This is a genomic window from Chelativorans sp. J32, from assembly GCF_000518985.1.
Taxonomy (GTDB): Bacteria; Pseudomonadota; Alphaproteobacteria; order Rhizobiales; family Rhizobiaceae; genus Chelativorans.
In genome coordinates this window covers 1-25,540 of sequence record NZ_JAEQ01000014.1, presented here as the reverse complement: position 1 = coordinate 25,540, position 25,540 = coordinate 1, and the positions used below count along the sequence as shown (strand labels likewise).

The following is a 25,540-nucleotide window of genomic DNA, read 5'->3' as shown; positions in this document are numbered from 1 at the left end:
TTCGGAGGGTGTGGATGTTTGTTCGATTTTCGTTGCTGGCATTTCTTCTGATCAGTGTAAGCGGCATCGCTCACGCGGATGGCGAAATCATCCGCATCATCACGAAGCCCGACTCCGCTCGGCTAAAAGACTATGAGACTACTCGCCAGGAGGCTGTGGCGGAGGCCGAAGCCGGCGGATCGCCCACCGACGTGGCCACTTTCAAGCAAATCATATCTCGTCCCGCCCTCTCCTTCGACCGTTTTGACATAGTGGGCGAGTGGCAATGCCGGACGATCAAGGCCGGCGGACTTGCCTCGCTCGTCATCTATGACTGGTTTCGCTGCCGCGTTACGGATGACGGCTCCGGTTGGACCCTGGAAAAGCTCTCGGGCTCGCAGAGAACCAAGGGACGTTTCTTCGATGATGGTGACAAGCGGCTCATCTATCTCGGCGCCTTCTTCATCGCCGGTGAGACGCCGCCACGTTACGGCCTCGGGCCCGAAACGGATCAGGCCGGCTATGTGTTTCGCGACGGCCAGGACCACTGGCGTATCGAGTTTCCAGCGCCTGCACGCGAGTCGAAGCTCGATATATTGGAGTTTCGCCGCTCGCGTTGAGTTCCTATATGAGACCGGGCCTTAACCGCACCGCGCGGTACAAGCCCCCTGTAGTAAAATTGGTTGAAAGTCGAGCAGGTTGAAAGCGGAAGGAAGCGCACTCGAGACAGCGACGGCACGCCGGTTTTCCGGTCCGCCGCCAAGGCGCCTATCGCAGATCTTTGAGGATCTCGCTAAGAACGCAAAGACCGCGATCACGATGGAGCAGTTGCGGGACGCCCTCGGCGACCGCAGCTTCGCGACGCTGCTTGTCTTCTTCGCTCTTCTCAACCTGCTTCCGCTCCCGCCGGGAAGCACGCTTGTTCTCGGTGTTCCGCTTCTGCTCGTCTCGATGCAGATGGTGCTCGGCCGCAAGACCGTCTGGCTGCCGCGCACGATCCTGACGAAGTCGGTGGGCGTGGATCAGTTCCGTCAGATGAGCGAAAGGCTTGTCCCCAGGGTCCGGTGGGTGGAGCGGTTGATCCGACCTCGCTACTGGCCTTTCGCGGATCGAAGGGTCGATCGCATGGTCGGTCTCTTCGCCCTGCTGCTTTCCACGGTGATCACGCTTCCGATTCCATTCGGCAACTGGCTACCGGCTCTCGCATGTGCACTGCTCGGGCTTGCGCTTTCGGAGCGCGACGGGCTTCTGCTGGGCACGGCGGTCGCGGTGGGGCTGTTTTCGTTCGCACTGATTGCGATCATCATCGGCAGCGCGGGCGCCCTGGCCGCCTTCTTCCTTTTCTGACACTCGCGACGTCGCTTTTGATGGCGGAGCGCGTCGCTTAACAACGCGTCAACGGCAAAACCCTCGGCAATTCTCCAAACTATGCCCGAAGGGTTTGATGGAGGAGCGCCGCATATGACCCGCACCATCGTTGCTTCTGCAACCCGGGAGCTCGTGATCGGGTTCGACCAGCCTTTCTGTGTCATCGGCGAGCGGATCAATCCCACCGGGCGAAAGAAGCTTGCAGCCGAGATGGTGGCGGGCAATTTCGAGACCGTGGAAAGAGACGCGCTGGAGCAGGTGGCTGCGGGCGCCACCATGCTGGATATCAATGCCGGCGTGAGCGCTGTCGATCCCAACGCCACGGAACCGGGCCTTCTCGTGCAGACGCTTCAGATCGTGCAGGAACTCGTGGACGTTCCGCTCTCGATCGATTCCTCCGTCTCTGCCGCGATCGAGGCAGCGCTGAAAGTGGCCAAGGGTCGGCCGCTGGTAAACTCGGTCACCGGCGAGGAGGAGAAACTGGAAACGATCCTGCCGCTGGTTAAGAAATATGATGTCCCGGTGGTCGCAATTTCAAACGACGAAACGGGGATTTCCGAAGATCCGGACGTCCGCTTCGAGGTGGCCAAGAGGATCGTCCGGCGCGCGGCGGATTACGGGATCCCGGTCCGGGATATCGTGGTCGATCCTCTGGTGATGCCGATCGGCGCGATGGAAACGGCAGCCAAACAAGTGTTTGCGCTGCTGCGCCGGCTCCGCGAGGAACTTGAGGTCAATACCACCTGTGGCCTTTCCAACATCTCCTTCGGCCTGCCACACCGGCATGGGATCAATGCAGCCTTCATCCCCATGGTTATAGGTGCGGGCATGACAAGCGCGATCATGAATCCCTGCCGGCCTCAGGAGATGGAGATAGTACGCGCCGCCAATGTACTGAACGGGACCGATCCAAACTGTCAGGCCTGGATAAGGACCTACCGCAACCACCAGCCCACGCTTGGGACCTCCCAATCCGTGGTGGACTCCCCGAATGGCGGTGGTCAGGAAGGCGTCCGCCGCCGAGGCGGACGTGAGGCCCGGCGGGCGAGGCTCGGTCGGGGAAACGACGATTTGGAGTCCGCATGACCCTCTCCCTTCGTGGCTCGCTCCGCTCTCACCCAGGATGAGAGGCATATAGAACCGATGCGCCTTCCCTCCTTCTTGGCCCTCGAGCTTGCCTTCGTGGCACCCGGTGGCTGCGGGAACTTTTGTGTCTGCCATCCCTCGCACCCAAATACTGACCGATGAGCGATCCTCTCGTCCTCTTCATGCCGTCAGGCAAGCGCGGGCGCTTCCCCAGGGGAACGACAGTACTGGAAGCGGCAAGACGGCTAGGGGTCTATGTGGAAAGCGTCTGCGGCGGTCGGGCCACCTGCGGGCGCTGCGAGATCGAGGTGCAGGAAGGCCACTTCGCCAAGCATAAGATCCTCTCTGCAACGGAGCATCTCTCCCCGGTCGGTGCCAAGGAGGCGCGCTATGCGGAAAAGCGCGAACTCGCGCCCGGCAGGCGCCTCTCCTGCTCGGCCACGATCGAAGGGGATCTGGTCATCGACGTGCCCCAGGAGGGAGCAGCCAATGCGCAAATCGTTCGGAAGGACGCGGACAACCGTGTCATTGAGCGGCATCCAGCGGTGCACCTTCGCTATATCGAGGTGGAAGAGCCTGACATGCACCATCCGCTGGGCGACCTCGACCGGCTGAAGGCGCAAATCCGAAAAGACTGGGGCTATAATCGGCTGGACGCTGATTTTCATGTTCTGTGTGATGTGCAGAAAACCTTGCGCCAGGGCAATTGGGCGGTGACAGTCGCCATTCATCACGACGAGGAGGAGGACGCCGCCCGGATCATCGCGCTCTGGCCGGGGCTGAAGAACGAGGCCTATGGCCTTGCCTGCGATATCGGCTCAACGACCATCGCCATGCATCTGGTCTCCCTTCTCTCTGGCCGCGTGGTGGCTTCAGCGGGGGCGCCGAACCCCCAGATCCGGTTCGGCGAAGACCTGATGAGCCGCGTTTCCTACGTGATGCTGAACCCGGATGGGCGGCAGGCGATGACCAAGGCCGTGCGGCTGGAGATTTCAAGGCTGGTCGACCGGGTGGCGACGGAGGGAGGGGTGAACCGCAGCGATATTCTCGACGCGGTGTTCGTCGGTAATCCCGTCATGCACCACCTGTTCCTCGGTATCGACCCGACAGAGCTCGGCGGCGCGCCGTTTGCACTTGCCGTCTCCGGCGCGGTCAAGGCGCGCGCGGCGGATCTGCATCTTGGCCTCAATTCCGGCGCGCGCATCTACATGCTGCCCTGCATCGCCGGCCATGTGGGCGCCGATGCCGCCGCTGTCACGCTCTCGGAGGGGCCTCACCGCCAGGACAAGATGATGCTGATCGTCGATATCGGGACGAATGCCGAAATCGTGCTCGGCAACAGGAAGCGGCTCGTAGCTGCCTCCTCCCCCACGGGTCCGGCCTTTGAAGGCGCGGAGATTTCCTCCGGCCAGCGCGCCGCTGCTGGCGCCATCGAACGCGTCCGCATCGACCGCACAACGCTAGAGCCGCGCTTTCAGGTCATCGGGTCCCAGCTTTGGTCGAATGAACCCGGCTTTGCCGAGGCGATCGCTGCGACGGGGTTAACCGGCATTTGCGGCTCCGGGATCATAGAGGTGATTGCGGAAATGTATCTTTCCGGCATCATTTCCGAGGATGGTGTGGTGGATGGCGGGCTTGCTACACGCACCGCGCGTATCGTTAGCCAGGGCCGGACCTTTGCCTATCTCCTCCACGATGGCGAACCACGCATCCTGGTGACTCAAAACGATGTGCGCGCGATCCAACTCGCCAAGGCAGCACTCTATGCCGGCACGAAGCTGCTCATGGAGAAGCAGGGGGTGGAGAGAGTGGACGCGATCCGTCTTGCAGGTGCGTTCGGCTCCTACGTCGATCCGATATATGCGATGGTGCTGGGCCTCATTCCCGATTGCGAGTTGAAAAACGTTTCGGCCGTTGGCAACTCGGCCGGCACCGGAGCGCGTATGGCACTGCTAAACCGCAGCTTCCGCCGCGAAATCGAGGAGGTCGTTCGCCGGATCGAGAAGATCGAGACTGCATTGGAGCCAAAATTCCAGAAGCATTTCGTTCACGCCATGGCGCTGCCCAACAAGATGGATCCCTTCCCCAAGCTCAGGCAGCAAATGGAGCTTCCGCCGTGCAAGGCGCTCTCGGAGGAACCTCGCCGACGTTCGCGCGGGGGGGCGCGACGCAAGGCGGAGATTTTGAAGCCGCGCCGGCGTTGCACGGGACAATCAGGCAAGGAATCGTAGCAACGCCTCCGCGAGCGCGTCCGGCGCCTCTTCGGCCATGTGATGGCCGCTCTCGATACCATACCCGCTGAGATTGGGAGCCCAGGGCCGCCATATCGCGAGGACATCGCCATAGAGCTGTTCGAGATCATCACGCAGCGACCACAGGACCATCGTCGGGCACTGTATCGTGCGGCCAGCGGCACGATCCGCCGCGTCGTGCTGCCGATCAATTCCAAGCCCCGCCCGGTAATCCTCGATCATTCCGTGCACGGTATCCGGATCGCGGGTGGCGAGACGGAAATCCGAATGGTTCTCCGCCCCCATCCTCTCCGGCGATCCAAGATACCATCGGTCAGAGTCGGCGAGAATGGCCCGCTCTGGCTTCTCCGGCTGCGCGAAAAAGAACCAGTGCCACCACGCCGTGGCAAAGCGCGCATCACAGCGCTCCAGAGCCTCCAGGATCGGCACACCATCGAGGATCACGAGTTTGGAAATTACATCGGGGAAATCCATTGCCATCCGGAAAGCGGTGTAGCTGCCCCTGTCGTGACCGACGACCGCGAAGCGCTCAAAACCGAGTTGGCGCATGAGCGCGACGCAATCCGCCGCCTTGGCACGCTTGGAGGAGTGGCGGTGGTCGGGCGTATCGAGCGGTTTTGAGGATTGGCCGAAGCCGCGCAGGTCCGGGCAGACCACTGTGTGAGTCAGAGCCAACTTCGGCGCGACGCGCCACCATGTCGTATGCGTGCGAGGGTGGCCGTGCAGCAGCAGGACGGGTGGGCCTGAGCGGTAATGACGGACCCGCAGCCGCGCTTCCGGCAACTCGATGAACTCGAGTTGGAAATCCTCGAAGAAGGAGGGTTCGATTGGCATTTCACGCCCGCTTAGCCACTGGCGAGATCCGCTCCGACCTCCTGGAGCATAGATTTCGTGATCGCCTGCCGCCAGCCATTGGCTTCGGCCCAGGGATCTGGCTCCTGCATGCGCGCTTCCATATCATGGATCCGGAAGCTGTTCGCGGCGTCCAGTTTTTCAAGTTCGGCCCAGGAGATTGGGGTGGCGATCGGCGCCCCGGGACGTGCCCGTGTAGAATAAGGCGCTATCGCTGTTGCGCCGCGCTCATTTCTCAGCCAGTCGATGAAAATGCGGCCCTTTCGCTTGGCTTTGGAGGCCTCCGCCAGAAAACGCTCCGGCTCCTCTTCGCCGATCCGCTTGGCAATGGCGCGCGCGAATGCCTTAACCGCCGGCCATTCGGCGCGACGCGAAAGCGGCGCAACCACATGCACCCCCTTACCGCCGGTCACCAGGGGCAGCGTTCTGAGCCCTATATCCTCAAGCCGGTCCCGTAGATCGAAGCAGGCCTGTCTGACATCGGCAAATCCAAGACCTTCATCCGGGTCGAGATCGAACACGAGACGATCGGGCTGTTCGAGGGCATCGATCCGCGATCCCCAGATATGGAATTCCAGTGTGTTCATCTGCACGCCGGCGATGATGCCCTTGAGGTCGGTGACATAGAGATATTCGGCCTTGTCGCCGTCCTTCTCGATGATCTCCTGCCGTTTCACCGCTTCCGGAAAGCCCCTCCCCGCGTGCTTCTGGAAGAAGCATTGCTGACTGGGGCCGTCCGGACAGCGCACGAGGCTCACAAGGCGATTTTTTATGCCGGGCAGCATGCGATCCGCCACACGCAGATAATGCCTCGCGATATCTGCCTTGGTCAGCCCTTGAGTTTCAAAGAGCACCTTGTCCGGGTGGGACAAGGAAATACCGGCGATCGTCTCGCGCTGTTCGCGTTGCATATCGGCCTCCTGGCGACGCATCCGCAGGTGTGCGGGTACGCCAAGCTTAATTCGGCCCGTCCCGCCAGGTTCCAGCCGGAACTCAGAACCGGCCGGTCTCGTTGAACATGTCGAACGCAGCGCGGATATGGTCGGCGGCAGCCTTCACCGGCGCTGACGCATCGGGCGTTACGGCCATGCCGATCTGATAATTGCCGAGCTCCGGCAGGCCGTCCTTGGGCCCCAGCTCCACCAGACCATCCGCGATAAAGGATTTGGGCAAGGGGGCAATCGCCAGATCGGCGAGGATCGCCGCACGCTGTCCGGCCGTATGCGCGCTCATATAGGCGATGCGGTATTCGCGGCTGTATTTGGCGAGCGCCTTCACCGCAGAGGCGCGCCAGGCACAACCCTCCTCCCAGAGCGAAACGGGAAGCGGTTCCCGCATATGTGCACACCCGCCCCTCGCCCCCGCCCATACGATCGGCTCGGCAAGAAGGATTTCCACCCCCTGGTACTCAAGGTCTTCCGAGCAGGTCATCAAAGTGATGTCGAGCTGGCGTGCGGCCATCCGCTTTCTCAAATTGACGCTCTGATCGATCACCACGTCAACGGCAATGGCCGGATGGGTCTGGGCGAAGCGCTTCAGCACGCTCGGGAGCACACGTTCACCGAAATCGTCCGGCGAGCCGAGCCTGACGACGCCGCTGATGTCGGGCATCACGAATTTGGAGACCGCTTCGCGATTGAGCGCCAGAAGCCGGCGCGCATAGCTCAAAAGCATCTCGCCATCGGAGGTGAGGGCGACGGAACGTGCGTCCCGCACGAAGACCGGGCGGCCAAGCTGCTCTTCAAGCTTCTTGATCTGCATGGAAACGGCGGAGGGAGTGCGAAACACCGCGTTGGAAGCTGCAGTGAAGCTGCCCGTCTCCGCGATGGCCACGAAGGTCCGCAAGACGTCCAGTTCCAAAAGCGGCAGTGGATGATTTAGAGGCGCATTCATGGCGAACCTTCAATTTCATTGAACTCAACCATAAAGTCATTGCGTTTGATTGAACACCAAAACAGCCCCATAGTCAACGCAAGGAAACAGGACGGAAACTATCCGCCCGAAGCAGAAGGAGCAGGATAATGCCTTTTCGTGCATCGCTGACGGCATATATGCGCCGTCGTGCCGCGCTCTGGCGCCGCCGGCGCACTGAACGCTTCATCAGCAATCTTCCGGCCGAGATTCAGAAGGATATCGGATGGCCCAGCAGCGGCATCCCCGTGAGGATGACGCATCATGGCTCCAGTCCCGATCTCGAGCCCCATTCGTACCGTTGATGCCCAGCCGCAGGGACAGGATGCCCGGTCTGAACGGAACCGGCGAAACTCGCCATCAGCCTATCGTAGTACATTGACAGGCAAGGGTTTTCGGAGGAACCCTTGCCTGTCAGCGACATCGTCGGCGGGCAGCAGCGTCCGCGGAGGCAGGGATGCGGGAGGAACGGCAGCTCAAACGGTCACTGGTTTTCTTCCTGATCCCGGATTTTACCATGATCGCATTCGCAACCGCTCTGGAGCCGCTTCGCTCGGCCAACCGGATGCTCGGTTACGAGGCGTACCGCTGGCGGCTGGCGAGTGCGGACGGCGGCCCGGTTCGGGCTTCGAATGGGGTCGAGCTTGCCGTCAATGCCTCGCTCGCCGATGAGCGGCGAAAGATGATCGGCAGTGATCGGCCCACAATGGTGATCGTCTGCAGCGGCCTCAATGTTGAAGCCTACAGCAACAAAACGGTCTTTGCCTGGCTGCGGGAGGAATATAACCGCGGGGTGACCCTTGGCGGGTTGTGCACGGGCGCGCATATCCTTGCAGCAGCCGGCCTGCTCTCCGACAAGCGCTGTGCGATCCATTGGGAGAACCTGCCCGGGTTTGCCGAGGCCTTTCCGAAAGCCAATGTCTTCGCAGATCTGTTCGAGATCGATTCCAACATCTACACCTGTGCCGGCGGCACCGCCGCCATGGACATGATGTTCCGCCTGATCGGCGAGGATTTCGGCGACAATCTGGTCAACCGCGTTTGCGAGCAGATGCTGACGGATCGGGTGAGAAATCCGTCCGACCGCCAGCGCCTGCCGCTTCGCGCCCGCCTGGGCGTGCAGAATTCCAAGGTGCTCACCATTATCGAGCTCATGGAGGCAAATCTCTGCGAGCCGCTGTCGCTCATGGAAATCGCCGACCGCGTGGGCCTCTCCCGCCGGCAGGTCGAGCGCCTCTTCCGCCAGGAAATGGGCCGGTCCCCTGCCCGCTACTACCTTGAAATACGCCTGGACAGGGCGCGTAATCTACTGCTCCAGTCCACAATGCCGATCGTCGAGGTGGCGGTCGCCTGCGGCTTCGTTTCCGCATCGCACTTTTCCAAATGCTACCGCGAACTCTACGCGCGCTCACCCCAGCAGGAGCGTCATGGCGGCAGGCAGCGCCTGGCTGCGTGATATTCGCCCCGGATGTGAGCTTTCGAGGGGTTTACCGGTCCGAACTGGAATGCTGAGAGGGTCGAAGATTCCTCTTCCGGGAGCGGGATGAACCTCGGCAGGCGATCTTTGACCCGACGGTACATTCATCGATAGTTTCGAATTTGGAATAAGAGCCGGCCGTTGGAAGAGGAGCCACCGGCGTCAGGTGGACTGATGCCGTTCGAACAGCAACGGAGATCAGTAACATGCCAGATGGGAAGATTGGCCCCGAAAGAGGCCGCTGGACAAATTCCTGGCTGCCGGTCAGCAGCTTTAATGCCCGCCTGGACGCATGGAGACGGGGAATAACAACGCCAGCCGCGCCGCCAAATCAGCCACTGGCCGCGCAAAATCCGCCACCTGCGCCTCAAAATCAGCCGCCTGCGCAGCCAAATCAACCGCCAGCCTTGCAGAACGCTCCAGCCGATAATGCTGGCAACCCCGGTGGAAGCAACGGTAGTACCAGCGGCAACGCACGCTAGCGGTGGGCTTCAACAGCCAGACCATCTGGTCCGCGCCGGGAAAGTTGAAGTCTGTCAAACTTCAATGATCCCAGCAGGACCGGATGACCGCCATAAGAACGCCCACCGACGCTGGGTGGCCAAAGCGAATGGTGCACTCTGACGATGAGCGGAGAGCGGCCAAGCCGCTGCAAGAGCTACAGGCGCCTGTCCGTGAAAGCCGGCTCCCGCCGCCGCGTCTGCAGGGCCATGAACGGCACTAAGGTGACTGCCGGTCCTGCCACATCCAGGACCGGTTGCGCCACATCTTCTCGCCGATCTGGCAATCGTAGGCAGGGCTCGCCTGGGCCAGCATGATCGGCGGACGCACCTTTTCCTGGTCATCGTTCGCAAGCTCGATGACCAGTTTCCGGCGTATGGCCTCCGGAAATTGAGACCACTCGTTCACCGGGATCATGAAGGCGCCTGGCCCTCCGATCACGCAATTGGAATAATACTCGTCCAGGTCCGAGACATCGTAGGATGAGGTGAAACCGTCGTTCGTCATCAGAGGCAGACCATTGATGGTGATGCCGCCGGCCACCAACTGATCTCGCGCCTCGGTGACGGATGGTCCCTGATTGTTGGGCCCGTCCCCGGAAATATCCAGCACGCGGCGCATGCCCTTATAGGGACTTTCCGCGAAGAGATCGGCCGCGAAATTGATCGCGCCGGAAATGGAGGTTCGGCGGGCGCTCTGGGATGGACTGGCCGTCAACATGCCCGCGACCTTTTCAGCATCTTCCGCCGAGGCAACGACCGTCCATGGGACGAGGACGCGCTGCGAGAAGTCACCTGCCCATTCGAAGAAAGTAACGGCGATGCGCCCGTTCATCCCGTTCTTGATCGCTTCAATGACCGATGGATGGGTCAGCGCCGCAGCATATCCGTGCCGCTGGATTTCAAGCTCCCCGGGGGACATGGAAAGGGAAACGTCCACGGCCAGCACCAGCTCGACATCCACCGCCTCCTGCGCTTGCGAGGAGCCGGGATGGAGGGCCATGATGAACGCGGCGACCGTGCCCAGGATTCGCCAGCGCCATTGTCGACCTGGGGCACACATGAATGGGAGTTTACGTGAGGCTGCGCCTGCGGCAATTCACGCCTTGTGAAAAACCGGCATGGCCGGTTCACATTTGCGCGATGAATGCGACCGGCGCCCGACCTGAGGGTAGCCCTGCATTCGTTCCGGCGGAAAGGATCAACGGAGTTGCTGCTTCCAAGAAGAGAAATTGACTTGTCCAATGTCGCATTGGCGCTATTAAGCAACTAGCGGGAAGTTCCATCAGGATTCGCCGCGTGATTTCATGCGGCATCTAGCTGCAATCGTCTCAAGGGAAAGCGGGTCATGTCAGCCCTGGCTACGGACGCGGAAGCGCCCCGGGTCAATCTCTGGCTTTACGAGGCACGCGCGACGCTGTCGCTTGCCTGGCCGATGATCTTTACCAATCTCGCCCAGACTGCGATGACGGTCACCGATGTCATGATGTTGGGACGGCTGTCGCCCGATGCACTGGCGTCCGGCACGCTCGGCCACAATCTCTATTTCATGCTGGTGATTTTCGGCCTTGGGCTTTTGTCGGCGACATCGCCGATGATGGCCAGCGCAATCGGCAGGCGCCGCCGCTATGTCCGTGATGTGCGGCGTACGGTGCGTCAGGGGTTCTGGCTTGCCGCCCTCGTCTGCGTCCCCATCTGGCTTATACTGTGGAACACCGAGCCCATCCTGCTCGCAATGGGCCAGGACGCGGCACTCGCGCACGGGGCGAAGCAGTATGTACACGCTCTTCAATGGGCCGCGCTGCCCTTCTATTTCTATATCGTGCTTCGTTCTTTCATCTCGGCACTTGAGCGCCCAGCCTGGGCATTCGGCATCGCTTTTCTCGCGGTCGCGTTGAATGCGCTGGCCGCCTGGTGCCTTATCTTCGGCAATCTCGGCTTTCCCGCCCTGGGGCTGACAGGGGCAGGCCTTGCCACGACCCTGTCCAGCACGTTCATGTTCGTTGGTCTGGCTGCGATCGTCACGACCGAACGCCATTTCCGTCGCTTCAAAGTGTTCGGACGCTTCTGGAGGCCCGATTGGCCGCGCTTTGTGGCCCTGCTCAAGCTTGGCCTTCCCATTGCGGGCATCGTCACCTTCGAGGTTTCAATCTTCAATGTGGCCGCATTCCTGATGGGGCGCATCGGCACTGTGCCTCTTGCCGCCCATGCGATCGCCCTGCAGATTTCTTCGGTGACGTTCATGATCCCGATGGGGCTGGGCCAAGCTGTCACGGTGCGCGTGGGGCGGGCCTACGGAGCGGAAGATCCGGGCGCTATCACGCGTGCAGGCTGGACTGCGTTCGTCATGGGCGTAAGCTTCATGGGAATGACGGCGCTGCTGATGTTCCTTGCACCGCGACTTCTAATCAGTGGCTTCCTGGATCTCGATGCTGCGGCGAACCAGCCCGTAATTTCGATGGCCGTCACATTCCTCGCCTTCGCAGCGCTTTTCCAAATCGCGGACGGCGCTCAAGCGGTAGCGAGCGGCATGCTGCGAGGTTTGCACGATACAACGATACCGATGCTTTATGCGGCCCTGGGATATTGGGGCATTGGTTTGCCGCTCGGCGTCATTCTCGCCTTTCCGCTGCAATATAGTGGCGTCGGCATCTGGATCGGTCTTTGCGCCGGGCTGGCGGTGGTGGCCGTTTTGCTTCTCTCACGCTGGTTGAAGCGCGACAGGCTCATGCCTTTTTCCGCCTGAGGCGCCGCCTCTTGGCCTCGTCGATAAGCATGTTGGCCACCTGCATGCGAATGACGGCACGGGCGCGCAGGTGTTCGGGCACGCGGTCCGGATGATTGCGAAGCGCGAAGTCTCGGCGCAGCCGGTCGAGCTCCCGCAGCTTGGCCGCACCTTCGAGCCCGAGTTCACGCGCGATATCCTCGGGATCGACAGACCCCACCGGTTCCTCCGCGCGAGCCTCGCTCGCGGCGGCATAGGCAGCCTGAAGGCTGTCGTCCGAGAAGACGATCCGGCCGGAATGCAACTCCTCGACCACCGAGAGATAGTCCACCGATAGAAGATGTGCTCGATCCGGCTCCTGGGCCCTGTCGGCGAGGAGCTCATCGAGCATGCTTGCGAAGTCGCGCGGCGCGCGTGTGGTCATGGAAACCGCCTGAGAGACAACGACGCCAAATTAGAGCCCGGTCGTTAAGAAAAATATGCCGTGATCCACACAAATCGAGCAGACGCCGGCACAATTTGAGCAGCTTTCACAGAAAGCGCCCAATACATCCTTTAAAGTCGTCCTTATCGGCCAAGCGTATAGCGGAGCGTTCCTATGAAGCCACGCATTCTCCTCTTTATCGCCGGCGCGGTCCTGCTCACGGCTCCCGGGGTTCGGGCCCAGACGGGGGAGCCCTCTTATCTGGACGACCGGTCAAGCCCCGAAACCCTGGTGCAATCGCTTTATAACGCGATCAACCGCAGGGAATATGCGCGGGCATTTTCCTATTTCGGCACGCCTCCGGCGAAGGACTTGGAATCCTATGCGGCGGGATTCGAAGATACCGAAAGCGTGGATGTGGTTACCGGCACTGCCAGCGAAGAAGGTGCTGCAGGGAGCATCTACTACTCGCTTCCGGTCGCCATTCTGGCCCGTAAAGCGGGTGGCGCGGAGAAGGTCTTTGCGGGCTGCTATAGATTCAGGTTCGTGCAGCCCTCGGTGCAGACCACGCCCTATATGCCGCTTCAGATAGAGGGCGGGACGCTTGAGCCTTCGGACAGTCCGCTGAACGAGGCGCTACCGGCAAACTGCGGCGAAGGCGTTCAGCAGGAGGCCGACGCAACGTTGCAGCGTGCCGAGCGACTTTTCGACACCGCCTATGGCAGCATCTGTTCGAGAGAAGGATCGGGAAGCGGGGCGGAGACCCAGAGCCACGTCATGCGTTTCAACTACGACTATGACGCTGAGGGCACGCCGCCGCATGAGGCGCGGCTGTTCCGCTTCTTCTGCGATCGCGGCGCTTACAACGAGATCCATGTCTATCTTCTCGCCAACGAGAATGACGAGATCCTCCCCTTGAGTTTTGCTTCGCCGGATCTCGATATCCGCTATGAGAACGAGGACAGGGAGGGGCCTGTCGAGGAGGTACGGATCATTGGCTTCAAGACGCAGGATCAGCTTGTAAACTCGGAATTCGACCCGGAAACGCTTACGCTGACCACCCACGAGAAATGGCGCGGCGTGGGGGATGCGTCTTCCAGCGGGCAATGGATCTTCCGGTCGGGCTCGTTTTCCCTCGTCCGTTACGATGTGGATGCGTCCTATGACGGCGAGATCAATCCGGAGACGGTGCTCGATTATGCAAGCGGGCCGTAGCGGCAGTCTGGCGTGTCATTGCGGCATCAACGCAAGGACAGCATCCAGTTGAGCGTCTCGCGCCAATCGGTCATGCGGATCGGCGTTCCGTGCGTTCCCGTCTCGAAGCGGACGAATCGAACCGGGTAGTCTGGGGTGCTCTCCCTTATCGTGCGGTAGAATGCCTCCTGCTTCTCGATCGGGAAAACCTTGTCTCGGCTGCCATGGCCGAAGAAGACTGGCACGCGATCGCGGAAAGCAGGTGAATCCAGGAAGGTTTGATCCCAAAGAGAACCCAGCAGGAGAAAACCGCCGAAGCGCCCCGCCAGGGGCTTGGATTGTGCAACCTGCCAGCACAGAGCGCCGCCCATCGAGCCGCAGGCGACGAAGATCGGGGCACCAGGCGAGCGCTCGGCGTAGTGCGTAAGGAGTGCCTCGACCTCCCCCGCCCCTTTCTCCCCGAAGTCGGAGAAATCCGGCGAGAGATAGAGACCGCCATTCCGCCCCATCAAATTCTTGATGCGGTTGAAATTGCCACCGAACGTAAAGTCGTCCACGCCCTGTCGCCGGTTGCCGCCTTGGCCGTGGAGATAGATGGTGATGACGCGCGCCCTTTCGGTCGCGCCGACCACGAAATGGGCAATCTCCCCCGCGCTGGTTTTCACCACCAAATCGCGCTGCAGGCGGCGGATGTCAGTCGAGACGTATCGGCCTTCAACCCGGCGTTCCGGTACGGCGTCCCGGCCATTGATGTCCCGCATCTCGCGGTAATCCACGACGCGATAATCTCCACCGTCGCTTTCCTGCAATATGCGCGGGTAGGCGAAGAGGCGATCCTTGAAGGAACCGAGTTCAAATGAGAAAGCGGGAACGGCGGACAAGCCTACGAGTCCGACCAGGAGCGCGGTCATAAGGCGCCACTTCCGTTTGGTCCTCCCCTTACCAGCCCTGCAGAATACATGCAGAAGCAGCCAGCTGGCGCAATCTCGCCAGTTGGGGGGGAGATAATCGGCAGGCCAGAAAAGCGCAGGAAGGAACACCGGCATCTACTGCGCTAGGATGCCCGGGGATTCAGCACGCCGCCCGCGGCCCGCAGGGCATCTGGCGTATCCACATCCAGACTTGCCGCCGCACCAAGTTCGACGTCGACCACATCGACGGCACTCTCCACGATCTGGCGCGCACCTGTGTCGCCCTCGAGTTTCTCCACCTCGGGAAAGAGCGCACGAGGGAGGATCACCGGATTGCCGCGCTTGCCATTATGGGTGGCGCGAATGATGCTGCGTCCGCCGGACGCGGAGAAAGCCGCAACCAGCCGGTCGATGTCGGCCGTCGTCAGGCCTGGCATGTCGGCGAGTGCGACGAGTGCTGCGTCGGCGGAGGGGGGAAGAGCACGGATGCCGGTTTTCAGGGAACTCGCCAGCCCGGTTGCAAAGTCAGTATTGTAAACGGTTCTCGCCTCAAGGCCGGATAGAGCATTCGATAAGGCTTCACGTTCATGTCCGAGCACCACAAGGGTGCCCGCTGCCCCGCTTGCAAGAAGACGCTCGGCCATGCGCCTTACCAGCGGCTTTCCTTCAAACTCCGCCAGCAGCTTGTTTTGCGGCCCCATCCGCCGGGACTGTCCGGCGGCAAGCAATATCGCCCAGACCTTTGCCGGAGCACGCGTGGCCCGCTCCTCCCTTGGCTGCGGACGCGTCGGGATTTCCATCAGAAGGCCGCCAACGCCCATGGCCCCGATATCATCGGGCGAAACCTCGATACCCGCGATCAGGCGATCCAGCACCCAATCGAAACCGTTGAGCTTTGGGCTGCGGGCACAGCCTGGAACGCCCATCACGGGCTTGCCGTCGAGCGAGCCCATCACCAGCAGGTTCCCAGGATCGACGGGCATGCCTACCCGCGTAACCTCGCCGCCGGCCTTCCGGATGGCAGCAGGCACGACGTCATTCTCGTCGGAAACAGCCGAAGCCCCGAAGACAAGCACTACATCATTGGAACGGGCCTGCTTGCGTATCGCCTCGGCAACCGCCTCCACTTCGTGGACCGGGCGCAACTCACCGGTGACGCGGCTCACCGATCGCGCCAAGCGCGCTTCAGTAATGCGGGCGGTCTTATCAAGCACACTCGCCTTGATGCTCGGAAGGACGGTCTGAATGAGGCCAATGGAACGAGGAACAAAGGGACGGACCGAAAAGGCTGAGCCTTCACCCGCTATGGCCTCGGCCCGCGCCAGTAGCCCTTCTTGAACCGCGAAGGGGATGATCTTGACCGTCGCCACCATCTGCCCCGCCTCTACGGCGGCATAGGGTTCAAGCGTGGCGAGGGTTATCGCCGGATCGACGCGGTTGATGGCATCGACAATGCTGCGATCGACAACGAAAATGCCCGCCTCGGTGGCGTGCAGATTGACCCTGCCGGTCGAGGGTGGCCGCCCCTCCACATGGTCGGATACGAGGGCGGCAGCCACCCGGGCGGCAGCCGCATCCTCATTGAGGTCACCCGGGTCCAGGACAGCTGCAATCACCTCCCTGACCCCTGCACGCAGAAGGTCCTCCACATCTCCGGCGGTCAGGCGGTGGGCCTTGCGCAGACGCTTCTCGCCCGCGAATGTGGCGTGAGCCAGGATCGCACCTTCCGCCCCTTCAGTCGCAATGGTGCCGAACTTCATGCCGCCTCGCCCTTCCGGGCCTGCAGTCCACGCGAGCGGAGGGCCTCGATCACTTCGGCAAGCACAGCCACGGCGATCTCAGCCGGGCTCGCAGCCCCGATGGAAAGACCGATTGGCGCACGGATCCTCTCGACGGCGCTCATCGGAACGCCAGCCGCCGCAAGCCGCTCGACCCGCTTCGCGTGGGTCTTCCGGCTGCCGAGCGCACCGATATAGAAACATCCGGCTTCCAGCGCCGCCTTGAGCGCCGGATCGTCAATCTTCGGATCGTGGGTAAGGGCAGCCACCGCGCAGTAGGCGTCAAGCGGGCTCCTTTTCAGCACGTCCTCCGGCCATTCGGCATCCAACCGGATGCCCGGAAACCGTTCGGGCGAAGCAAAGGCGGTGCGGGGATCGATGATATGCAGATCGAAGCCCGCGATCCCTGCCATCGGCGCCAGGGCTTGGCTGATGTGCACCGCTCCGATCATCACGAGGCGCGGCGGCGGCAAATATACGTTCAGGAAAAAATTCCGCCCGTCAGCCTCCACAGTGCCGGATTTGCCGGACCGAAACGCAGCGCCGAGCGCCTCTCCCAGCTCTCCCGCTGGCGCATCGCCTTCCACCACGACACGGTCACGGCCATCGCCCAGATCGGTCACGAGGATCGCCGCGCGGCGCTCACGGCGGCACTGATTGAGCTTCTTCAGGGAATGAGGATCCATCTCAGCCCAGCCGCTCCACATAGACCTTGATGCGGCCGCCACAGGAAAGACCGACGCGCCAGGCCGTTTCGTCGGCGACGCCGAATTCCAGCATGCGTGGCTTGCCATCTGCGATGACCTCGGCCGCCTCGGCCACCACCGCCCCCTCGACGCAGCCGCCGGAAACGGATCCCTCGAACAGGCCGTCGGAATCGATGACCAGATGGCTGCCAACCGGACGCGGTGCTGAACCCCATGTCTCCACGACGGTAGCCACGGCTACATCCTTGCCGGCCTTCATCCACTCTTCGGCGATCATCAGAGGATCGCGCGGTTCATGGGCAATTTGTATTTCGGACATCTCTGCCTCCCCAATATGAGGCCCGGATTTACAATATGCTCATGCAGGGCGCTGCTTGCCAAGCCCTTCGAGAACGGCGGTACGCCCCCTCGGCGTGGCGGAGAGAGCCTGGCAAAGATCAGAAAGCGCATCCAGCGAATGCACCGGCCTCAATTCATCCACATGGGGCAGCATGGCCTGCATCCCCCGTGCTCTCGGCTCGAATCCTTCGAAACGCAGGAGAGGGTTGAGCCAAATGAGCCTGCGGCAGGATTTGTGCAGGCGCTCCATCTCGTGGGCGAGAGCGCCGATCTCGTCGCGTTCCAGGCCATCGGTGATCAGGAGCACCACAGCCCCCTGCCCCAATACCCTGCGCGACCAGAGGCGGTTGAAGGTGCCGATCGCCTCACCGATACGCGTTCCGCCAGACCAGTCCTGGACGGCTGCGGCGCATTCGGCCAGCGCCTCGTCGGGATCGCGGTTGCGCAGCTGGCGCGTGAGATTGGTAAGCCGCGTCCCGAACACAAAGCTCGACACACGCCTGCGGCTTTCCGTCAGCGCATGCAGGAAATGCAGGAAGACGCGCGTGTATTGGCTCATCGATCCGGAGATATCGGCAAGCACGACCAAAGGGGGGTGCACACGGCGGGGTGATTTGTAGCGTGGAAGGATCAAGTCGCCGCCGGTGCGCAGCCCAAGACGCATCATGGCCCGGGGATCGACGCGGCGTCCTTTGGGATCGGGCCGATGCCGGCGCGTCCAGACGAGATCATGCGGCATGACGAGGCGGGCGATGGCGTTCCTGGCCTCGGCGAGTTCATCCGCAGTCATCTGGGCGAAATCCTTCTGGCGCAGCACCTCGCGGGAAGAAAGGGTGAGCCTGGCATCAATCTCCAGCTCGGGCGGCATTTCCTGCCGCTGGTCTTCGCGCTCGCTGAGCAGCGCGTGGCCGGCGCGCGTCTCCCCTGCCCGCGGTTTTTCCTTCTGCACCGGAGCGGGCGCCAGAGGCGACAACATGGCAAGCATCTTCTCGATGAGCTCGCGGGAGCGCCAGAACAGACGGAAGGCTTCATCAAAGACCGCGTGGTCCTCGTGACGGGTCACCAGAACGGAATGGAGCGTCCAGTAGAAATCCTCGCGCGTCCCGATCCCGGCGACCAGAACCGCCTGAATCGCGTCGGTAACCGCGGCAGGTCCGACCCGCAGCCCCGCTTTCCGCAAAGCCCGGGCGAAATAAACGATATTATCTGCGATCCGCCCGTCCGGATCGGCGGCAGTCTCGTGGTCCTCTGCGCCCCTTCCGGCCATGATCTCACCCGGCGGCCGCGAGCTCAGCCTTCACCTCGTTCAGAATGCGTACGCTCTCTCCCTCACGCAGGCGGGCGATGTCGTCCTGATATTTGAGAAGCACGCCCAGGGTGTCGGAAACCGTCTCGGGATCCAGCGCCACCTGGTCGAGTTCGGCAAGCGCACTTGCCCAATCGATCGATTCGGCCACGCCAGGCACCTTGAAGAGGTCCATGCCGCGCAGCTTCTGGATATAGCGCACAACCTCGTCGGAAAGGCGGCTGTTGGCCTGCGGAACCTTGCGGCGGACGATTTCCAGCTCCCGCTCCGCATCGGGATAGTCAACCCAATGATAGAGGCAACGGCGCTTCAGCGCATCGTGGATCTCGCGCGTACGGTTCGTCGTGATGATCACGACCGGCGGCTCCTCGGCGCGGATCGTTCCCAGTTCGGGAACGGTTACCTGGTAGTCGGACAGGATTTCGAGCAGGAATGCCTCGAAAGCCTCGTCGGTGCGATCGAGTTCGTCGATGAGAAAAACCGGTGCAGCCCCCGCGGTGCCCGTAAGCGCTTCCAGCACCGGGCGGCGGATCAGGTATTTCTCGGAGAAGACATTGTGCTCCATGATGTCGCGATCCGCGACACCCGCAGCCTCCTCCATCCGGATTTCGATCATCTGGCCGGCATAGTTCCACTCGTAGACGGCGGAGGATACGTCCAGCCCTTCATAGCATTGCAGGCGGATAAGCCGGCGGCCGAGCGATTGAGCCAACACTTTGGCGATTTCTGTCTTGCCAACCCCGGCCTCCCCTTCGAGAAAGAGGGGACGCTTCATCTTGAGGCTCAGGAAAACCACGGTCGCAAGCGCGCGATCGGCGACATAATCCGCCTCGTTGAGCAGCGTGACCGTGTCGTCTATCGACTGCGGAAAGGCGCGCGGCTTGCTCTCGGACATGTTCTCTCCGGAATTGGCTCAGAGGATGCGATAGCCACGATCGTGATAAAGAAGCGGCTTGAGGTTAGCGCCGATACGCAGCCCTGTCACCTTGCCGAAATAAATCCGGTGAGTGGCAAGTTCCTTTGCATCGATCAGCTGGCAGTCGAACACCGCAAGCGCGCCAGGCAGCGTTGGCGCTCCCGTAGAGATCGTATCCCATTCAGCGAGCCCAAAACGCTCATCCTGCGACAGGCCGGTCAGCCCGGAAAATGCGTTAGCCAGCTCTTCCTGCCCCGCAGCAAGCGTGTTCAGAGCAAAAACGCCATTGTTCAGGAAAAGATCGTTGCTTGGGTTCTGGCGATTGAGACAGGCAAGGACAGTGGGCGGATTATCGGAGACCGAACAGGCCGCAATCACGGTCACGCCGCGTCTGCCAGCGGCGCCGTCGGTCGTGATCACGTGGACGGCTCCAGCAAAGTGGGCCATCGCGTTCCGGTAATCCTGGGGAGCTACGTCGTTCGTCTTCAGCACAAGAAAAATCCTCGCCCAGCTTCGATATAGGTGCGGACCGGATGCATGCAAGCGTCGGCCCGGGCAGTCAATACAGCGTCAGGCGTCCGTTCTGACGCGCCAAGGACGCTATCGGTTGAATCTACAGCACCGTGCTTCCGAAAACCGATTCTGGTTTTCGGGCCGATGCTGTAGCGTGTTGCGCGGGGCGCTGCCAAGCTTTACCAGTGCTGGTGGTACCGCTGCTTGCAGCCTCGAACGTTACAGTGCCGATGCGTCTGGTCACATTAATCCTGGTCCTTCTCTGTGCGACGGGAACCCCGCCGGCCTATTCCCAGGAATTGGTGGTTGGGGCCGCAGCGCCCATAAGCGGCGACTTTCAGATGCTCGGAGAGCAATGGTTCAACGGTGCACGGACGGCTGCAACGCGGGACCAGTCCGTCCGCCTCATCGAAGCCGACGATGCGTGCACGGAAGAAGGCGGGGCTGCCGCCGCCCGGCGATTCGTCGAGGCCAAGGCATCGATCGTCATCGGCTTTCTCTGCACGCCGGCGATCGAAGCGGCCATGCCGATCCTGAAGCAGGCGGGCATTCCCGTCATCACTCCCGTCAGGACCAACAGTCTCACCGACCAGAAGGACCGAACGGGCTGGCCCATTTTCCGGCTCGGGCCGAGGGCGGACGACGAGCGAAAGGCGGTGGCAGAAATACTTGTCCCGCTTTGGCGGGAGGAGTTCTTTGCCATTGTGGACGATGGCACCATTCACGGCCGGGAGCTCGCCGAGAATTTGCGTGCAGAGGCGGAGCTTGCCAAGCTCAAGCCCGTGCTCGTGGACACCTTCCGTCCGCAGATGGATAACCAGATCGGCCTCGTTGGCAGGCTGCGGAGAGCCGGCGCCGCATATGTCTTTGTCGGCGGCGACCGTAGCGATGTGGCCATCATGGCCCGCGACGCAGGCAAGCTCGACTACTCTGTGACCTTTGCAGGAGGCGAAGCCCTCCGGTCCGAAGAAGGTTTGCCCCTGCCTGCAGGGGTGCTGATGGTCGGCCTGCCGGACGGACAGGAGCTTGCCACTCCCGAGGCGTCCCAGGTGCTGAGCAGTGCAGGCATACTGCCGGAAGGCTACGTGCTTCCGGGGTTCGCGGCGTTCCAAATCGCGGTGAAGGCGAGCCGGGAGGCTCTACAGGCGGGCTTGCCGGTGGCGGATGCACTCTCCCGGCTGAGTTTCAGCACCGGCATTGGGGAGATCCGGTTCAACGAGAAGGGTGACCTCGCCGAAAACCCCTATCGGCTCTTCCGCTATGATGGAGAGCGCTTCGTGGAGACAGATTGAGTGTTCGAGAGCGGCCCGCGAAACCTGATCACCGACGTTCCTGGCCTTCATGTGGGGAACAGACAGGATTCCAGTCTCAAGTCAGGCGTGACGGTGGTCGTTTGCGAGAAGCCGGCCGTCGCCGGCGTGCAGGTTCTGGGCGGCGCACCGGGAACGCGGGAAACCGACCTGCTCGAGCCACACAATCTCATCGAGCACATCAACGGCATCGTGCTTTCCGGCGGATCGGCCTTCGGCCTTGATGCGGCCTCCGGTGTTCAAGCAGCCCTGCGTGAGATGGGACACGGGTTCGAAGTGGCAGGCCACCGCGTGCCGATCGTTCCTGCAGCGATCCTGTTCGACCTTGCCAATGGTGGCGACAAGGAGTGGGGGAATTATCCGCCATATAGGGAACTGGGTTACGAAGCCTGTCGCGCAGCTTCGGCCGATTTCAGCCTCGGCAGCCACGGCGCCGGCGCCGGAGCTCTGACTGCCGGACTCAAGGGAGGCCTTGGTTCCGCCTCGACGGTGCTTTCCAACGGAGTGACCGTAGGCGCGCTTGTGGCCGTAAACGCGGTCGGCTCAGTCACCCTGGCCGAAACCCCTCATTTCTGGGCTGCACCTTTCGAAATCGGTGCAGAATTCGGCGGCTTCGGCCTGCCCTCCCCTCTTCCACCGGAGGCGCGCCACATCAGCACGAAGGAAATTGGCGGAGCTGCCGGAAACACCACGATCGCAGTCATCGCAACGGATGCGCGGCTCGACAAGGCGGGTGCGAAGCGACTGGCAATTTCCGCCCATGACGGTTTCTCGCGCGCGATCTGGCCTTCCCATACCCCGATGGATGGCGATCTCGTCTTTGCGGTGGCGACGGGCGGGCATCCGGGCGACCTGGACCTTGGCGCAAGCAAGGAGTTGCATGCGGCCGCGTCGGCAACCATGGCCAGGGCGATTGCCCGGGGCGTCTATGCCGCGACGCCAGCGGACGGAGACCTTATGCCCACCTGGCACGAGCGCCATGCGGAATATCTGAAACATCGTTGAGAGAAGGCCTCCATGCAGCCACTTTTCCGAGCAGCCGCTGCTGCTCTCCTATTCTCCCTTGGTCCTGCAAATGCGGGCGATATGGCAACGGTGGAAATTCTCGGCTTCAGTGCCGACGGCAGCCTCTTCGCCTTCGAGGAATATGGCGTCCAGGACGGCTCGGGCTTTCCCTATGCCAACCGGTTCTACATCGATACGGCCAGCGATGATTTCCTTCCGGGCACGCCGATCCGTGTCCGGCTCGATGACGAGCAAGCAACGGTGGAATTGGCTCGGGAAGAGGCGAGGAAAAGAGCCCAGGCGATAAGTTCGGATAATGAACTGAAGGAAAACCTTGGTTTTCAAGCCGGTTGGAACGACGTAACGGAGCTTTCCGCCGATCCGCATCGGATGATCGTCAATCCCCGTCCGATCGTGCCGCCGCTCGACGATCCTCTTGAGTTCCGGCTTGAAGAAGTGCCGGTCGCACAGTCCGAGAACTGCGAGGGCATGGGGGATACCGTTGGCTTCCGCCTGCTTCGTATCGGAACCGTTGCGGGTGCAGAGACCGCGATCCTGCACGAAGACGAGCAGGTGCCGCCGAGCCGTGCATGTCCGCTCGGCTATCGCATCGCCGGGGTCCAAACATTCCATCCGCCGGGCGGCGAGCCCGTTTTCGCAGTGCTGATTGCGGTTCGCCGCGTCGGTTTCGAGGGCCCGGACCATCGCTTCCTCGCTGTGACGGGTAAACTATGAAGCGGGATGGGCCACGAGCGTTGAGCTTCGAGCGCCTGTCTGATAGGACCCCACGCGACTCTTTCCAACCTATGCAGGCTGTTCCATGATCCCCCGCTATTCCCGGCCCGAAATGGCGTCCATCTGGTCTCCCGAGACGAAATTCCGCATCTGGTTCGAGATCGAAGCGCATGCGGCCGATGCCATGGCCGAGCTCGGCATCGTGCCGAAGGAAGCGGCAAAAACCATCTGGGAAAAGGCCGGCAACGCGAAATTCGATATCGAGCGGATCGATGAGATCGAGCGCGAGACTAAGCACGACGTGATCGCCTTCCTCACGCACCTTGCCGAGATCGTCGGGCCGGAGGCGCGTTTCGTGCATCAGGGCATGACCTCGTCCGACGTGCTCGATACCTGCTTCAACGTGCAGCTCGTGAAAGCGAGCGATCTTCTGCTCGCCGATCTGGACGCTCTGCTCGAAGTGCTGAAGAAGCGTGCTTTCGAGCACAAGGATACCGTCACCATCGGCCGTAGCCATGGAATTCATGCCGAGCCCACCACCTTCGGCCTGAAGCTGGCACAAGCCTATGCCGAATTTTTCCGTTGTCGCGAGCGGCTGGTGCACGCACGCGAGGAAGTCGCCACCTGCGCAATTTCCGGCGCCGTCGGCACCTTCGCGAATATCGACCCGCGCGTAGAGGAATATGTTGCGGCCCAGATGGGCCTGAAGCCGGAGCCGGTCTCCACTCAGGTGATCCCGCGTGACCGCCATGCGATGTTCTTTGCCACGCTTGCGGTTATTGCCTCCTCCATCGAACGGCTCGCCACGGAAGTGCGCCATCTTCAGCGCACCGAAGTGCTGGAGGCGGAGGAATATTTCTCGCCAGGGCAGAAAGGCTCTTCTGCCATGCCGCACAAGCGCAACCCGGTGCTCTCCGAGAATTTGACCGGACTGGCGCGCATGGTGCGCTCCTACGCACTGCCGGCGATGGAAAATGTCGCGCTCTGGCACGAGCGGGACATCTCTCATTCTTCCGTCGAGCGCATGATCGGGCCCGACGCGACGGTGACCCTCGATTTCGCGCTCGTCCGGCTCACCGGACTCATGGAAAGGCTGGTCGTCTATCCGCGGAACATGGAGAAGAACCTCGATCGCTTCCGCGGCCTCGTCCACTCACAGCGCGTCCTGCTCGCCCTCACCCAGGCCGGCGTCAGCCGCGAGGATGCCTACAGGCTCGTCCAGCGCAATGCGATGAAAGTGTGGGAGCAGGGAGCGGACTTCCTGCAGGAGTTGCTCGCCGACAAAGAGGTGCGCGCAGCCCTTTCAGAAGCCGAGATCCGTGAGAAATTTGACCTCGGCTACCACACCAAGCATGTGGATACGATCTTCAAGCGGGTCTTCGGAAACGCCTAAGAGCCAGCATACGAGTGTAAGCGCAATTCGCTCTAAGGCCTGTTGAGATTCATCGGGAGTTTATGACGGCTGCTGCGAGATGGATGATGGCGTTGAAGCTCTGGTCGGTTTTGTCGGCACGCATGGCGATGCGCTTGAACTCTTTGAGTTTGCAGAAGAAGTTTTCGATCAGATGACGCCATTTGTACATCTCCGCATCGAGAGCAAGAGGCTGAGCGCGGCGCGGGTGCTGGGAGATGATGATCCTGGCGCCGCGTTCGTTCAGGTCTGCGACGATGGAATTGCTGTCGAAGGCCTTGTCGGCGATCAGCGCGCCGAAAGCGACACCGTCAATGAGCGGCGGCACGCCGACCGTATCGAAGCGATGGCCGGGCAGGAGAATGAAGCGCACGAGGTTACCGAGCGCATCGGTGAGCGCGAGGATCTTGGTGGTCATACCGCCCTTGGAACGGCCTATGGCCTGGCTCTGAGTCCCCCTTTTGCGCCCTGGCCGTGGCGGTGGACCTTGATGATGGTGGCGTCGACCATGGCGTACTCCATATCCGGCTCGTCGGAGCACGCGTCAAAAAGCCGAACGAATATATCGGCTTTGACCCAGTCTCGGTATCGCTTGAACACCGTGTTCCAGTTACCAAAGAGCGCGGGCAGGTCGCGCCACGGGCTGCCCGTCCGCACGATCCACAACACCGCTTCGAGGAACAGACGGTTGTCGCTGCCGCTTCGCCCGGGGTCCGTCGGCTTGCCCAGGCAATGTGGCTCCATCTTCGCCCATTGGGCGTCAGTCAGTACGAATCGCTCCATCCGAAGCTTGAATCACGAACAAGCGCGGCATGGAATCCTGAATCTCAACAGGCCTTAG

26 protein-coding genes are annotated in these 25,540 nt (G+C 61.7%); 12 read left to right on the top strand and 14 right to left on the bottom strand.

Annotated features, from left to right (window positions below; genetic code table 11):
* Positions 1 to 14 precede the first annotated feature (14 nt).
* The 4 genes from CHEJ32_RS0116840 to CHEJ32_RS25125 all read left to right on the top strand — a co-directional run bounded on the left by CHEJ32_RS0116840 (position 15) and on the right by CHEJ32_RS25125 (position 4,664).
* The gene (locus tag CHEJ32_RS0116840; protein ID WP_028034831.1) at positions 15 to 599 is read left to right on the top strand and encodes a DUF4893 domain-containing protein; all 585 of its coding nucleotides are present in this window, start codon (positions 15 to 17) and stop codon (positions 597 to 599) included.
* 79 nt (positions 600 to 678) lie between these two features.
* The gene (locus CHEJ32_RS25130) at positions 679 to 1,326 is read left to right on the top strand and encodes an exopolysaccharide biosynthesis protein (protein ID WP_034658647.1); all 648 of its coding nucleotides are present in this window, start codon (positions 679 to 681) and stop codon (positions 1,324 to 1,326) included.
* A gap of 114 nt (positions 1,327 to 1,440) precedes the next feature.
* Positions 1,441 to 2,433, top strand: coding sequence for a methyltetrahydrofolate cobalamin methyltransferase (locus CHEJ32_RS0116830; protein ID WP_028034830.1), 993 nt, complete (start codon positions 1,441 to 1,443; stop codon positions 2,431 to 2,433).
* A gap of 158 nt (positions 2,434 to 2,591) precedes the next feature.
* Positions 2,592 to 4,664, top strand: coding sequence for an ASKHA domain-containing protein (locus CHEJ32_RS25125; protein ID WP_051469716.1), 2,073 nt, complete (start codon positions 2,592 to 2,594; stop codon positions 4,662 to 4,664).
* Here the strand turns inward: CHEJ32_RS25125 and CHEJ32_RS0116820 are convergent.
* The 3 genes from CHEJ32_RS0116820 to CHEJ32_RS0116810 form a co-directional block, all read right to left on the bottom strand.
* The gene (locus tag CHEJ32_RS0116820) at positions 4,647 to 5,519 is read right to left on the bottom strand and encodes an alpha/beta fold hydrolase (protein WP_034658646.1); all 873 of its coding nucleotides are present in this window, start codon (positions 5,517 to 5,519) and stop codon (positions 4,647 to 4,649) included. The two genes, CHEJ32_RS25125 and CHEJ32_RS0116820, sit on opposite strands and share 18 nt — an antisense overlap.
* Before the next feature lie 11 nt (positions 5,520 to 5,530).
* Complete coding sequence (ligD, locus tag CHEJ32_RS0116815) at positions 5,531 to 6,448, bottom strand: non-homologous end-joining DNA ligase (RefSeq protein WP_028034828.1); 918 nt, start codon at positions 6,446 to 6,448, stop codon at positions 5,531 to 5,533.
* 82 nt (positions 6,449 to 6,530) lie between these two features.
* Positions 6,531 to 7,430: a LysR family transcriptional regulator gene (locus CHEJ32_RS0116810; protein ID WP_028034827.1), complete on the bottom strand. Its 900-nt coding sequence runs from the start codon at positions 7,428 to 7,430 to the stop codon at positions 6,531 to 6,533.
* A gap of 128 nt (positions 7,431 to 7,558) precedes the next feature.
* On the opposite strand from CHEJ32_RS0116810, the gene CHEJ32_RS25120 reads away from it, so the two are divergent.
* Positions 7,559 to 7,753 carry a hypothetical protein gene (locus CHEJ32_RS25120; RefSeq protein ID WP_034658645.1) on the top strand — a complete coding sequence of 65 codons (195 nt, stop codon included), beginning with the start codon at positions 7,559 to 7,561 and terminating at the stop codon, positions 7,751 to 7,753.
* Between the two features lie 152 nt (positions 7,754 to 7,905).
* Positions 7,906 to 8,904 carry a GlxA family transcriptional regulator gene (locus CHEJ32_RS0116800; protein WP_028034826.1) on the top strand — a complete coding sequence of 333 codons (999 nt, stop codon included), beginning with the start codon at positions 7,906 to 7,908 and terminating at the stop codon, positions 8,902 to 8,904.
* Positions 8,905 to 9,198: 294 nt separating this feature from the next.
* Here the strand turns inward: CHEJ32_RS0116800 and CHEJ32_RS27565 are convergent, their stop codons facing one another.
* A complete protein-coding gene (locus CHEJ32_RS27565) occupies positions 9,199 to 9,465 on the bottom strand; it encodes a hypothetical protein (protein WP_028034825.1) in 267 nt (88 codons plus the stop codon).
* A 180-nt stretch (positions 9,466 to 9,645) separates the two neighbouring features.
* The gene (locus tag CHEJ32_RS0116790) at positions 9,646 to 10,428 is read right to left on the bottom strand and encodes a DUF1194 domain-containing protein (RefSeq protein WP_245261151.1); all 783 of its coding nucleotides are present in this window, start codon (positions 10,426 to 10,428) and stop codon (positions 9,646 to 9,648) included.
* A 345-nt stretch (positions 10,429 to 10,773) separates the two neighbouring features.
* Between CHEJ32_RS0116790 and CHEJ32_RS0116785 the strand changes: the two genes are divergently transcribed.
* Entirely contained in the window at positions 10,774 to 12,171 is a 1,398-nt protein-coding gene (locus CHEJ32_RS0116785) for an MATE family efflux transporter (RefSeq protein WP_028034823.1), read from the top strand.
* Here the strand turns inward: CHEJ32_RS0116785 and CHEJ32_RS0116780 are convergent.
* A complete protein-coding gene (locus CHEJ32_RS0116780) occupies positions 12,152 to 12,574 on the bottom strand; it encodes a hypothetical protein (protein ID WP_028034822.1) in 423 nt (140 codons plus the stop codon). The two genes, CHEJ32_RS0116785 and CHEJ32_RS0116780, sit on opposite strands and share 20 nt — an antisense overlap.
* Before the next feature lie 174 nt (positions 12,575 to 12,748).
* On the opposite strand from CHEJ32_RS0116780, the gene CHEJ32_RS0116775 reads away from it, so the two are divergent.
* Positions 12,749 to 13,789: a DUF1176 domain-containing protein gene (locus tag CHEJ32_RS0116775; RefSeq protein WP_028034821.1), complete on the top strand. Its 1,041-nt coding sequence runs from the start codon at positions 12,749 to 12,751 to the stop codon at positions 13,787 to 13,789.
* A gap of 26 nt (positions 13,790 to 13,815) precedes the next feature.
* Here the strand turns inward: CHEJ32_RS0116775 and CHEJ32_RS0116770 are convergent, their stop codons facing one another.
* The 7 genes from CHEJ32_RS0116770 to CHEJ32_RS0116740 form a co-directional block, all read right to left on the bottom strand.
* Positions 13,816 to 14,679: a phospholipase gene (locus CHEJ32_RS0116770; RefSeq protein WP_028034820.1), complete on the bottom strand. Its 864-nt coding sequence runs from the start codon at positions 14,677 to 14,679 to the stop codon at positions 13,816 to 13,818.
* Positions 14,680 to 14,822: 143 nt separating this feature from the next.
* A complete protein-coding gene (locus CHEJ32_RS0116765) occupies positions 14,823 to 16,439 on the bottom strand; it encodes an NTP transferase domain-containing protein (protein WP_028034819.1) in 1,617 nt (538 codons plus the stop codon).
* The gene (locus CHEJ32_RS0116760) at positions 16,436 to 17,143 is read right to left on the bottom strand and encodes an XdhC family protein (RefSeq protein WP_028034818.1); all 708 of its coding nucleotides are present in this window, start codon (positions 17,141 to 17,143) and stop codon (positions 16,436 to 16,438) included. The genes CHEJ32_RS0116765 and CHEJ32_RS0116760 overlap by 4 nt, the downstream gene beginning before the upstream one ends.
* 1 nt (position 17,144) lies before the next feature.
* Positions 17,145 to 17,483 carry an XdhC family protein gene (locus CHEJ32_RS0116755; protein ID WP_028034817.1) on the bottom strand — a complete coding sequence of 113 codons (339 nt, stop codon included), beginning with the start codon at positions 17,481 to 17,483 and terminating at the stop codon, positions 17,145 to 17,147.
* A 39-nt stretch (positions 17,484 to 17,522) separates the two neighbouring features.
* The gene (locus CHEJ32_RS0116750; protein ID WP_028034816.1) at positions 17,523 to 18,770 is read right to left on the bottom strand and encodes a VWA domain-containing protein; all 1,248 of its coding nucleotides are present in this window, start codon (positions 18,768 to 18,770) and stop codon (positions 17,523 to 17,525) included.
* A 4-nt stretch (positions 18,771 to 18,774) separates the two neighbouring features.
* Positions 18,775 to 19,704: a MoxR family ATPase gene (locus tag CHEJ32_RS0116745; protein ID WP_028034815.1), complete on the bottom strand. Its 930-nt coding sequence runs from the start codon at positions 19,702 to 19,704 to the stop codon at positions 18,775 to 18,777.
* 18 nt (positions 19,705 to 19,722) lie between these two features.
* Complete coding sequence (locus CHEJ32_RS0116740) at positions 19,723 to 20,217, bottom strand: flavin reductase (RefSeq protein ID WP_028034814.1); 495 nt, start codon at positions 20,215 to 20,217, stop codon at positions 19,723 to 19,725.
* A gap of 251 nt (positions 20,218 to 20,468) precedes the next feature.
* Between CHEJ32_RS0116740 and CHEJ32_RS0116735 the strand changes: the two genes are divergently transcribed.
* From CHEJ32_RS0116735 to purB, 4 genes are all read left to right on the top strand, one after another.
* Positions 20,469 to 21,530 carry a branched-chain amino acid ABC transporter substrate-binding protein gene (locus CHEJ32_RS0116735; RefSeq protein ID WP_028034813.1) on the top strand — a complete coding sequence of 354 codons (1,062 nt, stop codon included), beginning with the start codon at positions 20,469 to 20,471 and terminating at the stop codon, positions 21,528 to 21,530.
* Positions 21,531 to 22,553 carry a P1 family peptidase gene (locus tag CHEJ32_RS0116730; protein WP_028034812.1) on the top strand — a complete coding sequence of 341 codons (1,023 nt, stop codon included), beginning with the start codon at positions 21,531 to 21,533 and terminating at the stop codon, positions 22,551 to 22,553.
* A 12-nt stretch (positions 22,554 to 22,565) separates the two neighbouring features.
* Positions 22,566 to 23,288: a DUF2259 domain-containing protein gene (locus tag CHEJ32_RS0116725; RefSeq protein ID WP_028034811.1), complete on the top strand. Its 723-nt coding sequence runs from the start codon at positions 22,566 to 22,568 to the stop codon at positions 23,286 to 23,288.
* Positions 23,289 to 23,373: 85 nt separating this feature from the next.
* Entirely contained in the window at positions 23,374 to 24,681 is a 1,308-nt protein-coding gene (purB, locus tag CHEJ32_RS0116720; RefSeq protein WP_028034810.1) for an adenylosuccinate lyase, read from the top strand.
* Positions 24,682 to 24,730: 49 nt separating this feature from the next.
* Here purB and CHEJ32_RS26815 read toward each other — a convergent pair.
* A protein-coding gene (locus CHEJ32_RS26815; RefSeq protein WP_156936657.1) for an IS5 family transposase occupies positions 24,731 to 25,482 on the bottom strand; the annotation gives its coding sequence in 2 pieces (ribosomal slippage) (positions 24,731 to 25,152 and positions 25,152 to 25,482; 753 coding nt in all).
* Positions 25,483 to 25,540 lie beyond the last annotated feature (58 nt).